At 60.4% G+C, this 14,415-nt stretch carries 13 protein-coding genes and 1 pseudogene; 6 read left to right on the forward strand and 8 right to left on the reverse strand.

Features of this window, described 5'->3' with window-relative positions; translation table 11 throughout:
* The first annotated feature begins 31 nt into the window (after positions 1–31).
* The 3 genes and pseudogenes from AB4O41_RS22940 to AB4O41_RS22950 form a co-directional block, all read left to right on the forward strand.
* Positions 32–466 (forward strand): NUDIX hydrolase, encoded by a 435-nt coding sequence (locus AB4O41_RS22940; RefSeq protein ID WP_460144812.1) that lies wholly within the window; start codon positions 32–34, stop codon positions 464–466.
* A gap of 23 nt (positions 467–489) precedes the next feature.
* On the forward strand, positions 490–1,128 hold the full coding sequence (locus tag AB4O41_RS22945) for a LysE family translocator (protein WP_008012224.1): 639 nt from the start codon (positions 490–492) through the stop codon (positions 1,126–1,128).
* Between the two features lie 2 nt (positions 1,129–1,130).
* Positions 1,131–1,625, forward strand: a pseudogene (locus AB4O41_RS22950) (N-acetyltransferase family protein); the annotation flags it as partial.
* Between the two features lie 169 nt (positions 1,626–1,794).
* On the opposite strand, the gene metR reads toward AB4O41_RS22950, so the two are convergent.
* Entirely contained in the window at positions 1,795–2,712 is a 918-nt protein-coding gene (gene metR, locus AB4O41_RS22955; RefSeq protein WP_007898547.1) for a transcriptional regulator MetR, read from the reverse strand.
* A gap of 108 nt (positions 2,713–2,820) precedes the next feature.
* Between metR and metE the strand changes: the two genes are divergently transcribed.
* The gene (metE, locus tag AB4O41_RS22960; RefSeq protein ID WP_460144813.1) at positions 2,821–5,133 is read left to right on the forward strand and encodes a 5-methyltetrahydropteroyltriglutamate--homocysteine S-methyltransferase; all 2,313 of its coding nucleotides are present in this window, start codon (positions 2,821–2,823) and stop codon (positions 5,131–5,133) included.
* A 242-nt stretch (positions 5,134–5,375) separates the two neighbouring features.
* Positions 5,376–6,410 carry an alpha/beta fold hydrolase gene (locus tag AB4O41_RS22965; RefSeq protein ID WP_460144814.1) on the forward strand — a complete coding sequence of 345 codons (1,035 nt, stop codon included), beginning with the start codon at positions 5,376–5,378 and terminating at the stop codon, positions 6,408–6,410.
* Positions 6,411–6,603: 193 nt separating this feature from the next.
* On the opposite strand, the gene AB4O41_RS22970 is transcribed toward AB4O41_RS22965, so the two are convergent.
* The gene (locus AB4O41_RS22970) at positions 6,604–6,960 is read right to left on the reverse strand and encodes a DUF6124 family protein (RefSeq protein WP_460144815.1); all 357 of its coding nucleotides are present in this window, start codon (positions 6,958–6,960) and stop codon (positions 6,604–6,606) included.
* 563 nt (positions 6,961–7,523) lie between these two features.
* Here AB4O41_RS22970 and AB4O41_RS22975 point away from each other — a divergent pair.
* Complete coding sequence (locus AB4O41_RS22975) at positions 7,524–8,192, forward strand: DsbA family oxidoreductase (RefSeq protein ID WP_460144816.1); 669 nt, start codon at positions 7,524–7,526, stop codon at positions 8,190–8,192.
* A 150-nt stretch (positions 8,193–8,342) separates the two neighbouring features.
* Here the strand turns inward: AB4O41_RS22975 and AB4O41_RS22980 are convergent, their stop codons facing one another.
* The 6 genes from AB4O41_RS22980 to AB4O41_RS23005 form a co-directional block, all read right to left on the reverse strand.
* Positions 8,343–8,672, reverse strand: coding sequence for a GlpM family protein (locus AB4O41_RS22980; RefSeq protein WP_460148403.1), 330 nt, complete (start codon positions 8,670–8,672; stop codon positions 8,343–8,345).
* A gap of 8 nt (positions 8,673–8,680) precedes the next feature.
* Entirely contained in the window at positions 8,681–9,961 is a 1,281-nt protein-coding gene (gene aauR / locus AB4O41_RS22985) for a two-component response regulator AauR (RefSeq protein WP_460148405.1), read from the reverse strand.
* Positions 9,962–10,005: 44 nt separating this feature from the next.
* Positions 10,006–11,907 (reverse strand): two-component sensor histidine kinase AauS, encoded by a 1,902-nt coding sequence (gene aauS / locus AB4O41_RS22990; RefSeq protein ID WP_460144817.1) that lies wholly within the window; start codon positions 11,905–11,907, stop codon positions 10,006–10,008.
* Positions 11,908–12,144: 237 nt separating this feature from the next.
* Complete coding sequence (locus tag AB4O41_RS22995; protein ID WP_460144818.1) at positions 12,145–12,879, reverse strand: amino acid ABC transporter ATP-binding protein; 735 nt, start codon at positions 12,877–12,879, stop codon at positions 12,145–12,147.
* The gene (locus AB4O41_RS23000; RefSeq protein ID WP_460148407.1) at positions 12,876–13,547 is read right to left on the reverse strand and encodes an amino acid ABC transporter permease; all 672 of its coding nucleotides are present in this window, start codon (positions 13,545–13,547) and stop codon (positions 12,876–12,878) included. The genes AB4O41_RS22995 and AB4O41_RS23000 overlap by 4 nt, the downstream gene beginning before the upstream one ends.
* Complete coding sequence (locus AB4O41_RS23005; protein ID WP_030128211.1) at positions 13,547–14,293, reverse strand: amino acid ABC transporter permease; 747 nt, start codon at positions 14,291–14,293, stop codon at positions 13,547–13,549. Before AB4O41_RS23005 ends, AB4O41_RS23000 begins: the two co-directional genes overlap by 1 nt.
* Between the last annotated feature and the right edge of the window lie 122 nt (positions 14,294–14,415).

The following is a 14,415-nucleotide window of genomic DNA, read 5'->3' on the forward strand; positions in this document are numbered from 1 at the left end:
TGCTGCTTTTACCCAAGGCCAATCCTGATCCATGACGCTTTCATCCGCCGCTTCGCCCCGCCTCATCCGCATTGCCGCTGCCCTGCTGATCGGCCCCGACGGTCGCACCCTGCTGGTGCGCAAGCGCGGAACCCAGGCGTTCATGCAGCCGGGGGGCAAGATCGAGCCCCATGAGCAACCGGTCCATGCCCTCGCCCGTGAGCTGGAAGAGGAACTGGGGCTGGTCATCGATCCGGCGCAAGCCGCCTACCTGGGACAATTCTCGGCACCGGCCGCCAATGAGCCGGGTTATGTCGTACAGGCCGAACTCTTTCAGCTGACCATCGATTCGCACGTTTGCCCGGCGGCGGAGATCGAAGAGGTGCGCTGGATCGATCCAGCCACTGATGGCGAAATCACGCTGGCGCCATTGACACGGGACCTGATCTTGCCGTTTTATCGAGCCTCACTGATCGAAACTGCCTGATCGTCCAAGGACGGAGGATGCCCATGATCCCACTTCAAGATTTGCTGATTTTTGCCGCCGCGGCGTTGCTGATGGTGCTCACGCCCGGGCCGAACATGATCTACCTGATCTCTCGCTCTATCTGCCAGGGGCGCAAGGCCGGAGTGACTTCGTTGCTCGGCGTGGTCGCGGGGTTTTTAGTGCACCTGTTCGCGGCCGCCGCGGGTTTGACCGCGGTGTTCGTGGCAGTGCCGATGGCTTACGAAGTATTGAAGTGGGCTGGCGCGCTGTACTTGCTGTGGCTGGCCTGGCAGGCGGTCAAGCCTGGTGCGCGCTCGCCGTTTGAGGCGCAGCAGCTGCCGGCGGATTCGTCGCGCAAGTTGATCACCATGGGCTTTCTCACCAGCGCCCTGAACCCGAAGATTGCAGTGTTTTACCTGTCGGTGTTTCCGCAGTTCATTACCCCTGAGCACGGTTCGGTGTTCACCCAGAGCATCATCCTCGGCCTGACCCAGATCAGCGTGAGCTTCAGCGTCAATTTGCTGATCGCGCTGTTCGCCGCGGGCATCGCGTCCTGGTTCGTCAACAATCCGAACTGGCTGGCGATGCAGCGTTACTTCATGGGCTTCGTGCTGTCCGGGTTGGCGGTGCGCTTGATGCTTGAGCAGCGGCGAGCGGCCTGAAGATGTGGATTGATCGGCTTGATGCCAGCCATGCTCTGGATTACCGGGCGTTGATGCTTGAGGCCTATGACTTGCATCCCCAGGCGTTCACTTCCAGCGTGCGCGAGCGCGCCGTGATGCCATTGAGTTGGTGGGAATCGCGCCTGACCAGCAAGCTGGACATAGTGTTCGGGGCGTTCGAGGAGGGCAAGTTGGCGGGCATCGTCGGCCTGGCGTTCGAACCTCGGGAAAAGGCCCGACACAAGGCGACGTTGTTTGGCATGTACGTTTCAGGGGCGGTTCGACAGCGTGGGCTCGGTTATCAACTGGTCCAGGCCGCGTTGGCTGAAGCGCAGACCCATCAGGGGCTGCGGCTGATCCAGTTGACCGTCACCGCCGGCAATGAAGCGGCATTCAAGCTGTATCAGCGTTGCGGCTTCGTGCAATTCGGGCTTGAGCCGCTGGCAGTGCGGGTCGGCGAAGACTACTTCGACAAGATCCATATGTGGCGCGAGCTCTGCCCCCCCCGATTGATCGTTCCCACGCTCTGCGTGGGAATGCAGCCCGGGACGCTCCGCGTCCCTTCCAGAGCCGAACGCAGAGCGTCCGTTGAGGCATTCCCACGCGGAGCGTGGGAACGATCATCCTAGACTTGTCGCTGCTCGCTCCTAAAGGGAATAGGTCGCTCTATCGGACAGCACTAACCCCATCCAGCGTCGAAAACGACGTGTCCTTGGCCGTCAGCAAGAAGTCGCGCATGTACGGCGCATCCAGCATGTCGGCGCGAATCCCGGCGTAGAGCGTCGCGAACAAGCCTTTTTCCCCCAGTCGCTTGGCCTTCACATAACCCCGTGAACTGTATTCATGCAGCGCCCAATGAGGCATGCCGCAGACGCCGCGACCGCTGGCCACCAGTTGCATCATCATCACCGTCAGTTCCGACGTGCGCACCTGTGCCGGTTCGATGTCGGCCGGTTCCAGAAAACGGGTGAAGATGTCCAGCCGATCACGCTCCACCGGGTAGGTGATCAAGGTTTCCGTGAGCAGATCTTCGGGCACGATGTACGGCTTGCTCGCCAAGCGGTGCTGATTAGCCACCGCGAGCATGGCCTCGTAAGTGAACAACGGCACGTAAGTGATCCCGACCAGTTCCAGTGGATCGGAGGTCACCACCAGGTCCAGGTCGCCTCGGGCCAGCGCCGGCAGCGGGGCAAAGGAGAAACCCGAGGCCAGGTCCAGCTCGACTTCCGGCCAGGCATCGCGGAACTGGTCGATGGTCGGCATCAGCCACTGAAAGCAACTGTGGCACTCGATCGCCATGTGCAAACGCCCCGCAGTGCCACCGGCCAACCGCGCAATGTCCCGCTCGGCGCCGCGCAGCAACGGCAAGGTGGCGTCGGCCAGTTGCAGCAGGCGCAAGCCGGCACTGGTGAAGCGCACCGGTTTGGTCTTGCGCACGAACAGCGGCATGCCCATGCGTTCTTCCAGCTCTTTGAACTGGTGGGACAGCGCCGACTGAGTCAGGTGCAAGCGGTCAGCCGCATCCACCAAGCTATCGGCCTCGCGCAAGGCGTGCAGGGTTTTCAGGTGACGGATTTCAAGCACCGGGGGCTCCATGAGGAAAATTTGTGATCAACACGAAAAGGTTGAGTTTGTCTCATGTTGGGTGGGCTGTCGACAATAGCACCATCTTTTATAGGGAGGACTTTCACCATGGCCTTGGCCCACACACTTGGTTTCCCGCGCATCGGCGCCGACCGCGAACTGAAAAAAGCCCTCGAATCCTACTGGAAGGGCGATCTCGATCAGGACGCACTGAAAAGCGTCGGCCGCCAATTGCGCGCCACTCACTGGCAATTGCAGAAAGACGCCGGCATCGACCTGCTGCCGGTGGGCGACTTCGCCTGGTACGACCAGGTACTGACTCATTCTCTGACCTTCGGTGTCATCCCCGAGCGTTTCGACAGTGCCAAGGATTCCCGTGGCCTGCCGACACTCGACACCCTGTTCGCCATGGCCCGTGGTGCTACCGCAGCCTGCTGCGGCGGTGAACACACCAAAGCGCAATATGCTCAGGAACTGACCAAGTGGTTCGACACCAACTACCACTATCTGGTCCCGGAATTCAGCGCTGATCAACAGTTCAAACTGAGCTGGGAACAGCTATTCGATGAAGTCGATGAAGCCAAGGCTTTGGGCCACAACGTCAAACCGGTGATCATCGGCCCGCTGACTTACCTGTGGCTGGGCAAGGCGAAGGGTGATGACTTCGACAAACTCGACCTGCTGGAGCGCCTGCTGCCGATCTACGGCGAAATCCTCGGTCGCCTCGCTGCCCAAGGCGTGGAGTGGGTGCAGATCGACGAACCGATCCTCACCCTCGACCTGCCACAGGCCTGGAAAAACGCCTTCGAACGCGCCTATCACATCCTTCAATACTCGCCGTTGAAAAAACTTGTGGCGACGTACTTCAGTGGCCTGGAAGACAACCTCGGCCTGGCGGTCGGCCTGCCGGTGCAAGGCTTGCACATCGACGCGGTGCGCGCACCGGATCAGCTTGGCCAGATTTTGGATCGTCTGCCGACCTACAAGATTCTTTCGGTGGGCCTGGTTAACGGCCGCAATGTCTGGCGCTGCGAACTGGAGCAAGCGCTCGCGCAGCTGCAACCAGCCCAGGAGCGTTTTGGCGATAACTTGTGGGTCAGCAGCTCCTGCTCGCTGCTGCACAGCCCGGTGGACCTGGACCGTGAAGACAAACTCGACCCGGAATTGAAAAGCTGGCTGGCGTTTGCCGTGCAGAAGTGCGGTGAAATCGCCGTGCTACGTGATGCCCTCAACGACCCGCAAGCGCCAAAAGTGCAAGCAGCCCTGGCTGAAAGCCGTGCGATTCAGGCCGGTCGTGCCCAATCGCCGCGTATCCACAAAGCCGAGGTGCAAGCGCGGATAGAAGCGATCAGCGCTAAAGACAGCCAGCGTCACTCGCCGTTTGCCAAACGCATCGAACAACAACAGGCACGGCTGAAACTGCCGGCGTTCCCGACCACCACTATTGGCTCGTTTCCGCAGACCGGAGCAATCCGTCTGGCGCGCCAGGCCTTCAAGCAAGGCAAGCTGTCGGCCAACGATTACACCGATGCCATGCACAGCGAAATCCGCCACGCCGTGCAAATCCAGGAACGCCTGGGCCTGGACGTGCTGGTACACGGTGAAGCCGAGCGCAACGACATGGTCGAGTACTTCGCCGAGCAACTGGACGGCTACCTGTTCACCCGGTTCGGTTGGGTCCAGAGCTACGGTTCGCGCTGTGTCAAACCGGCGATCATCTATGGTGACCTGAGCCGTCCGAAACCAATGACGGTCGACTGGATCACCTATGCCCAAAGCCTGACCGATAAGGTTATGAAGGGCATGCTTACCGGTCCCGTGACCATGCTGATGTGGTCGTTCCCGCGCGAAGACGTCTCGCGCAAAATTCAGGCGCAGCAACTGGCCCTGGCCTTGCGCGATGAAGTGGTGGACCTGGAAAACGCCGGCATCAAAATCGTCCAGATCGACGAAGCCGCCTTCCGCGAAGGACTGCCGCTACGCCGGGCGCAATGGCAGGAATACCTCGATTGGGCGGTGGAAGCCTTCCGTCTGAGTGCATCGGGCGTGCGCGACGAAACCCAGATTCACACCCACATGTGCTACAGCGAATTCAATGACGTGATCCAGTCCATCGCCGCCATGGACGCCGACGTGATCACCATCGAAACCTCACGTTCGGACATGGAATTGCTGGAGGCCTTCGAAGCCTTCGACTACCCGAACGACATCGGGCCGGGCGTTTATGACATCCACTCGCCACGGGTGCCGGATACGGCCGAGATGGTGAAGTTGATGAGCAAAGCCGTCAAACGCATTCCGGCAGAGCGGTTGTGGGTCAATCCCGATTGTGGGTTGAAGACTCGCGCATGGCCGGAAACAGAAGCCGCACTGGTGAACATGGTCGCGGCGGCGCGACAGTTGCGTAGTCAGTTGGCTTAACTCTGCGGCGCCCGATCTGGCGCCTTTGCGGGCAAGCCCGCTCCCACAGGGTAGGGGCCGAACACAGATTTTGTGTACGGCATCAATCCTGTGGGAGCGAGCTTGCTCGCGATGCAGGCGACTCGGTCTCGGACATTACCGTTCAGCACTCTTCATCAAACTGTCACGTAACTGTGGCAGCGCGCTTGAACAAACTTCATCAGACTCGCGCTCTACTGGAGTTCTGCGTTTCGGTGTTTTTCATGCGTGCACGATTTTTATCCACAGCGGTCTTTCTGGCCGCTGTGTTGTTCAATTTTCCGTCTCTTGCGGCGTCTCGTTGCGATGTCAATGTTCCGACCGAACGGGTCGATCTGGATCAGGTGAGCCTGGCGTACCAGAGTATTGGCCGTGCCTCGGACCCGGCGTTGTTGTTGGTGATGGGCCTGGGCGGGCAGTTGATTCACTGGCCGGACGAGGTGGTGGTCGCGTTGTGTCAGCAGGGTTTTCGGGTGATTCGCTATGACAATCGCGATGTTGGCCTCTCGACCTGGCGGCAGACGCCTGTCGACGCCAACCTGACCTTCGAAGTGCTGCGCTACAAACTCGGTTTGCCGGTATCGGCGCCGTACACCTTGACCGACATGGCGGACGATGCCTTTGGGCTGATGGATGCCTTGCACGTCGAGCAATTCCACGTGCTGGGCGCGAGCATGGGCGGGATGATCGCCCAGCATATGGCGGCCATGGCTCCGCAACGGGTCGAGAGCCTGACGTTGCTGATGACCAGTTCGGGGGCCGAAGGTTTGCCGGCGCCGAGTGCGGCGCTGGTGCAGTTACTCGCGCGACGCGGCGCGCCGAATCGCGAGGTGGCACTGGAGCAACAGGCTGATTTGCTGGCGGCATTGGGTAGCCCGGCGGTGAGCGATGACCGGCAGGCGTTGTTGCAGCAGGCGGCGCAATCCTACGACCGGGCATTCAACCCGGAGGGCGTGAAGCGTCAGATCATGGCGATCCTCGCTGAACGCAGCCGCGTGGCGCTGCTCAATCAATTGCGGGTGCCGACGCTGGTGGTTCACGGCACCGCCGATCCGTTGTTGCCGGTGATGCATGGCGTGCACTTGGCGGCGCACATTCGCGGCAGTCAGTTGAAGCTGATTCCGGGTCTGGCCCATCGTTTTCAAGAAGCGTTCAAGGCGCCGTTGTTGGCGGCGGTGTTGCCGTATTTGCAGGCCCACCGTGAAGACACCTCGCACTGGGCACAAATCGATCCAGTGGCCGAACACAATCTTCTGTAACACCCAAATCCAATTGTGTGAGCGGGCTCTTGTGGCGAGGGAGCTTGCTCCCGCTGGGCTGCGAAGCAGCCCCAATCCTGCACAGGCTGCTGAGTCTCAGGTAATCCGCATTGACCTGTTTACGACTGCTGCGCAGCCGAGCGGGAGCAAGCCCCCTCGCCACAAAAGCGCCTCGATTACAGTGGAGGCTGTTTTACGTTGGAACGAAGTTATCAAGCATCCGGTTCACCGCCAGTTCACCCAACATGACGGAGTTCTGGATGCCGAGCACGGTGTTGCGCTGCGGGCCGTTCAGCATCCCCGCGAAATCACTCAACATCACGCTCGCCGCCGCCAGCGATTCGCAGGCGTTGACCAGCAGGGTTTCGTTATCGGCGTCGGGGGCGACGGAGTAAAGGGTGCTGGGTTTGCGTGGGGTGTCTTTGGGAATGACCGGTTTGAGGTAGTAATCGAGGGCGCGGTCGGCGGCTTCGTTGAGCTTTTTGGAGTTTGGGGTTTCGTAGGGGGAAACGTCGTCGGTTTCCGGTGGGTTCGGCGTAATCTTAAACATGGGTATTCTTCCTAATAGTAGAGCTGCAACCCGTCTCGCTACTAAACGGAAGGGTGGCAGCTGTGCGCAAGTTAGTAGACCGGTAAGATCACCCAAAAACCCGGCGCGCCCGAGGGCGCCATGCGCACAGCTACCATCAAGCGCAGGTCGAAACCTGACTGGATGACACTTGTGCAACCGTGGATAAACTTAGCCGGGCTACTAAACCCGATCACTGGGAATCAGTGATACGAACCAAGTTACCGACAGGCCTCCAGGCGCACAAGCCGGCGGATTCTGACGTGGTTGTAGGCGATGACGCAAGGCGCTGTAGCTTTCAGGAAGTAACGCTAAACAGAACTAAACACGCTCTCCCAAACACCCAAAAACCTGTGGGAGCGGCGGTGCGACGATTCGACTTGCCCGCGATGGCGGCGTGTCAGTCACCGCAGATGTCGTCTTGAGCACCGTCATCGCGGGCAAGCCCGGCTCCCACAGGGATAGTGGAACGGCTGCCACACGGGCTCAGCCTTCGGGTGTATCGTTCAAACTTTCCGGCGCTACCCAAGCCTGCGAGGTGTGTGATGAGTCCCCCCCTGAAAATCGATTTCGTCAGCGACGTGTCCTGCCCCTGGTGCGCCGTCGGTCTGTATAGCCTGACCCGTGCCCTGGATTTGCTCGGCGACGAAGTCCTGGCCGAGATCCGTTTCCAGCCGTTCGAACTGAACCCGAAGATGAGCCCCGAAGGCCAGAACATCACCGAGCACATCAGCGAAAAGTACGGCTCGACGCCTGAGCAATCGCAAAAGAATCGCGAAATGATCCGCGCGCGTGGCGCCGAGGTGGGTTTTGCCTTTCGCACGGACGGCAACAGCCGTATCTACAACACTTTCGATGCTCACCGCTTGCTGCATTGGGCGGGGTTGCAAGGGTTGCAGTTCAACCTGAAAGACGCACTGTTCAAGGCGTATTTCACCGAGGGAGGCAATCCCTCCGATCACGGGCAATTGGCGCAGATCGCTGAAAGCGTGGGGCTGGACCGGCAGCGGGCCGAGGCGATTCTGGCGTCCGATGAATTCGCCAAAGAGGTTCGCGAAGAAGAACAGTTGTGGTTGTCGCGCGGGGTGAGTTCGGTGCCGACGGTGGTGTTCAACGGGCAGTACGCCGTCAGTGGCGGGCAGCCGGTGGAGACGTTTGTTGGCGCGATTCGCCAGATCATGAGTGAAGCCAGGGGCGGTACAGTCAACGGTTGAATGGACGTTACACGCTCGATCGTTCCCACGCTCTGCGTGGGAATGCCTCTAGGGACGCTCCGCGTCCAGTGACGCGGAGCGTCACGGGCTGCATTCCCACGCGGAGCGTGGGAACGATCAGTTAAGCCTCGCTCCTACAGAACGGAGGGGTTATCCATGGACGCGAACCCAAACACTGACCAACACCGTCGCCGCCATCAACCACGCCACCGCCGCCACCGCCAGCGAGGCCTCCAATCGCATTCGGTCGACCATCACATACAAAGTCGCCAGGTAGACGAAGTACGGAATGATCGACCACATGCCAAACACGATGGTGGTCTTCAGATCATCCAGCGAACGCCCCTTGCCGACGATGTAATGAGCGATCAGCGCAAAAGTCGGAAACAGCGGCACCAGGCCTGCGATGTAATAGTTTCTGGTCTTGGCCAGCATGGCGAGGATCACCACCACTGCCGCGCCCAAAGCTGCTTTGAGCATCAGGTCCATCAGTGGCTCAGTCCGTATTTCTTCACTTTGTCGAACAGCGTGGTCTTGGCCATCCCCAGTTCCTGGCTCGCCTGGGTCAGGTTGCCGCCGCTGCGCTGCAAGGCGTCGCTGAGCAGGTTACGTTCGAACGCTTCCACCGCTTCGGCGAAGGCCAGGCCCTGGTTGCTGCCGCTGGCACCGGATTTCTTGAAGGCCGGCAGGCCGAGGGCGAAGCGTTCGGCGACGTTGCGCAATTCGCGTACGTTGCCCGGCCAGTCGTGGCTCATCAGGGTCGACAGGGTCTGATTGTCCAGCTCCGGCACCGCGCGGTCGAAGCGCAGGGATGACTGCTGCAGGAAGTGTTCGAACAATTGCAGGATGTCTTCGCGGCGTTCGCGCAGCGGCGGCAGTTCCAGGGTTACCACGTTCAGGCGGTAATACAGGTCGCTGCGAAACTCGCCGGCCTTGCTCGATTGATCCAGATCGGACTTGGTCGCAGCGATCACCCGGCAATCCACCGCCACGCTCTGGTTCGAGCCGAGGCGTTCGAGGGTGCGTTCCTGCAACACCCGCAGCAGTTTGATCTGCAGCGGCAGCGGCATGCTTTCCACTTCGTCGAGGAACAGCGTGCCGCCGTCGGCGTGTTCGATCTTGCCGATCCGCCGCTTGCCCGCACCGGTGAAGGCATTGGCCTCGTGGCCGAAAATTTCGCTTTCGAACAGGTTCTCTGGCAGGCCGCCGCAGTTCAGCGCGACGAACTGCTTGGAGTGCCGACGGCTGAAGTCGTGCAGGCAGCGCGCAACCAATTCTTTACCGGTACCGGTCTCGCCTTCGATCAGCACGTTGGCCGAGGTATCGGCGACGTTGGCGATCAGTTCCCGCAGGTTCTGCATGGCCGGCGAGCGCCCGATGATCCGGCCTTCGAGGGAGTCGCGCTCGAACAGTTGTCGACGTAACGACGACACTTCCCGCGCCAGGCTGCGTTGCTCCAGCGCTCGGCGCGCCACATCCACTAGGCGTTCGGGGGAGAAGGGTTTCTCCATGAAATCGTAGGCGCCTTTCTGCATCGCGCCGACGGCCATGGAAATGTCGCCGTGGCCGGTAATCAGCACCACTGGCAGGCTGCGATCGCGGGCCTTGAGCCGGGTCAGCAGTTCCAGGCCATCAATGCCCGGCAGGCGGATGTCGCTGATGACGATGCCGGCGAAATTATCACCGACCCGCTCCAGCGCTTCTTCGGCGCTGCCGACACCCACGCAAGGAATGTCTTCCAGGGTCAGCGCCTGTTGGCAACCAAGCAGGACATGGGGGTCGTCTTCGACGATCAGCACACTAAGGTCGTTGTTCATATCGGCTCGGCGGGAGTGGGGCTTACCAACGGTAAACTGAGGACGAAGGTGGTGCCACCGCTGGCCGGGTGCTCGACACCCAGATGCCCGCCGGTGGCAGCGGCCAGGCTCGCGGAAAGGGTCAGGCCGAGGCCCAGGCCTTGTTCGCCGGGTTTGGTGGTGAAGAACGGTTCGAACAGATGCTTGCGCGCTTCGGCATCGATGCCGTGGCCGTTGTCGCGTACCCGCAGACGATATTTGCCGTCAAACGCCTCGCCTTCGAGCCACAACGCCGGCTGGGGCTGCGACTGCATGGCGTCGAGCGCGTTGCCGATCAGGTTGACCAGGATCTGCTCCAGACGGGTCTGGTCGATCAGCACCTGCACGTCTTCGAGGTCACGGTGCAATTGCAGATGAGCGCTTTCCATCCGGCCGCCTAGCAATTGCAGGGCGGCGTCCACGGCTTTGCCGAGGCTGGCCTGGCCCTTGTCATCGCCGCGCCGGGCGAAGGAACGCAGGCTGGCGGTGATCCGGCCCATACGGTCGATCAGTTCGTTAATCGTCTTGAGATTGGTGCTGGCCACATCAAGCTGACCGCGTTCCAGAAAGCGCACGGTATTGCCGGACAAGGTCCGCAAGGCTGCCAGCGGCTGGTTCAATTCGTGGGCGATGCTGGTGGACATCTGGCCGATGGCGGCCAGTTTACCGGCCTGGATCAGTTCATCCTGAGCGCGGCGCAACGTCTCTTCCGCCTGTCGGCGTTCGCGGATCTGGCCCTTGAGCCGTTCGTTGCTGGCACGCAGGTCGGTGGTGCGTTCGGAAATCCGACGCTCCAGTTGATTGTTGGCTTCCTGCAGGGCTTCCCGCGCCGCGAGACGGGTGGCGATCACCTTGCGCCGTTCGTTCCAGGCGATCAGCAGAAACGCCACCAGGGCAAACGCCACCGCCACCAGAATCCCCTGATTGATCGCTTCACGCCGCAAATCCTGCAAAGGGGTGAGCAGGGTGAAGTTCCATGGGGTGTCGCTCAGCGGCCGGGTTTGCGAGAGGTAGCTGATGTTCTCTTCATCGGACATCAATTCGCTGTTGGCGGGAAAGGTCAGTTTTTCCTCGCCTTCGGCGAGTTTCTCCCGCGCCAGCGGTTGCAGTTCGTTCAGTGGAAACCAGTAGTACTGCAGACTGCGGGCCAGTTTTTCCTTGGTTTCCTCGCTCAATGGCACAACCGATTTAAGCCGCCGCGCCGGATCGCTGGAGAGAATGATGATGCCGTTCTCGTCGCTGACGAAGGCTTCCAGGCGCGCACGTTGCCAGCGTTCTTCCATGGCTTCGAGGCGGACCTTGACCACGGCGACGCCAATGATCTTGCCGTGCTCTTCCAGGCCATGAGCCAAGTAATAGCCGGGTTCGCCGCTGGTGCTGCCGATGCCGTAGAAACGCCCCGGCTGACCGCGCACGGCGTTCTGGAAATAGGCACGGAAGGACAGGTCTTCACCCAGATAACTGTCGACATCGCGCCAGTTGCTGGTGGCCAGTACGCGACCGGTGGTGTCCATCACATAAATGGCCCGACTGCGGCTACGCCGGTTCAGGCCTTCAAGGTATTCGTTGACCGTCTGCCGCAGTTCTGGAGACGGGTCGGCCAGCAGCCTGGAAACACTGGATTCGAGTTCCAGCAGGCTGGGCAGGTAGGTGTACTTGCTGATTTCGCTCTCGACGGCGCGGGCGTGCAGTTCCAGCTGACGCTGGCCGTTCTCGCTGAGACCGCGAATTCCGTAGTGTTCACTGACCCAGAAGCCGATGTAACCCAATCCGATCATCAGGGCGATGATCAGTGGCGGCAGGAACAGATGGCGAATCAAACGGGGTTTCACGGCGAGTGATGGCGGCGCGGCGCGATAGAGAGTGGAGTCGCATTTCATCACAGATGCCTTGGGTCAACCACAACACAAATATCCATATACCCACGGCCCCCCTGTGGGAGCGGCCTGTGGTGAGGGGGCTTGTCGGAACGCCGCATCGCCCCGTTGGGTCGCGAAGCGGCCCCGGCATTTAGAAGTCAAACCGCATGCAACGGGTTTACGACTGCTTCGCAGCCGAACGGGGGCAAGCCCCATCGCCACACAAGCCCGCTCCCACGTTGGGGAGCGGTGCCTTCCTTAGTGCTGCAAAATTTTCGCGAGGAAGTGCTGTGTACGTTCGGCACGGGCGTTGATGTCGCCGAAGAACTCTTCTTTCTTGCAGTCTTCGATGATCTTGCCCTGGTCCATGAAGATCACCCGGTCCGCCACTTTACGGGCGAAGCCCATTTCGTGGGTCACGCACATCATGGTCATGCCTTCGTGGGCCAGTTGCACCATCACGTCGAGTACTTCGTTGACCATTTCCGGGTCCAGCGCCGAGGTCGGTTCGTCGAACAGCATGACGATCGGGTCCATCGCCAGCGCACGGGCAATCGCCACACGCTGTTGCTGACCACCGGAAAGCTGGCCCGGGTGCTTTTTGGCGTGGGCAGAGAGGCCGACGCGCTCAAGCAGTTGCAGGGCTTTCTTGGTGGCTTCTTCCTTGCTGCGGCCCAGCACCTTGATTTGCGCGATGGTCAGGTTATCGATGATGCTCAAGTGCGGGAACAGTTCGAAATGCTGGAACACCATACCGACGCGCGAACGCAGTTTCGGCAGGTTGGTCTTCGGGTCGGCAATGGACGTGCCATCGACAATCACGTCGCCTTTCTGGAACGGTTCCAGCGCGTTGACGCATTTGATCAGGGTGGATTTTCCGGAACCGGATGGCCCGCACACCACGATCACTTCGCCTTTTTTGACCTCGGTGCTGCAGTCAGTCAGTACCTGGAAGTCGCCATACCACTTGTTGACATTCTTGATAGAGATCATACGGCAAACCTTTTTTGCAGACGCTTGACCAGCTGCGAGGCGGCAAAGCTGATGATGAAGTATGTGAAACCAGCGAAGATCAGGAACTCATTGGAGCGGCCGATGATGTCGCCACTGGCGCGCGAAGCATTGAGGAAGTCCACCAGACCCACCGCGTAAACCAGCGAGGTGTCCTGAAACAGGATGATGCTCTGTTGCAGCAGCAGCGGGGTCATCTTGCGGAACGCTTGCGGCAGGATGATCAATCGCATCATCTGGCCGTAGCCCATGCCCAATGCCTGGGCGGCGCCCATCTGGCCCTTGGGGATCGACTGCACGCCGGCCCGGACGATTTCGCAGAAGTACGCCGCTTCGAACATCATGAACGCCACGATGCACGAGGCGAACGCGCCGATCGGGGTGTCTTCACCGGTGATCCAGCGCAGTACGAATGGCACCGCCAGGTAGAACCAGGTGATGACCAACAGCAGCGGGATCGAGCGGAAGTAGTTGACGTAGGCGCCGGCAAGGTTCGACAGCAGTTTGTTGTGGGACAGGCGCATCAACGCGAGGATGGTGCCGAGGATGATCCCGCCGCTCACGCCCAGAGCCATCAGTTTGAGGGTCATGACCATGCCGTTCCACAAACCCGGCAGGGACGGGATGATGCCCGAGAAGTCGAATTCCATCATTTACCCCCTACGGAAATCAGGCCCGGTACGGCGACTTTCTTCTCGACGCCGCGCATCAGCAGCATCAGGCCCATGTTCAGCGTGAAGTAGATCAGCGTTGCCAGGGTGAAGGCTTCGAACAGGTTGGCGGAGAACTCGGCAGTCTGTTTGGTCTGCGCAAGCAGCTCCATCAGGCCGATCAGCGAGGCCACGGACGAGTTCTTGAACACGTTCAAAAATTCCGAGGTAAGCGGCGGAATGATGATGCGATAAGCCTGGGGCAGCAGCACGTTCCAGTAGATCTGCGGCAGCTTGAAACCCATGGCACGGGCAGCTGATTCCTGACCGCGAGGCAGCGCCTGGATACCGGTACGTACTTGTTCGCAAACCCGGGCAGTAGTGAACAGACCCAGGCACACGACGACGCTGAGGAAGGCCGAAGTGGTCGGGTTGAGATCCTGCTTGTACCACTCTTGGATGTCCGCAGGCAGCAGGTCGGGCACCAGGAAGTACCAGATGAACAGCTGAACCAGCAGCGGCACGTTACGGAAGAGTTCGACGTAGCAGGTCGCGATGCCCGATACGATGCGATTCGGTACCGTGCGCATGACGCCCAGAATCGAGCCCAGCAGCAGCGCGATGATCCAGGCGGCGACGGCGATGGCGATGGTCCAGCCCAAACCGGAGAGGTACCAGTCGAAATAAATCTCGCTGCCCACGCCGGTGGACTTGAAGAACACGCCCCAGTCCCAGTTGTAATTCATTAGGGTCTCCCCTCGGATTCGTTCGATGTGCAAATGCCCGCCTGGGGAAGCTCCGTTCCCGCCCGAACCTTGAAGTTCAGGCACACACGAGCGGCTCGACAGCCACCGGTTCGAGTGTTTCC

This window comes from Pseudomonas sp. S2_A02, from assembly GCF_054668495.1.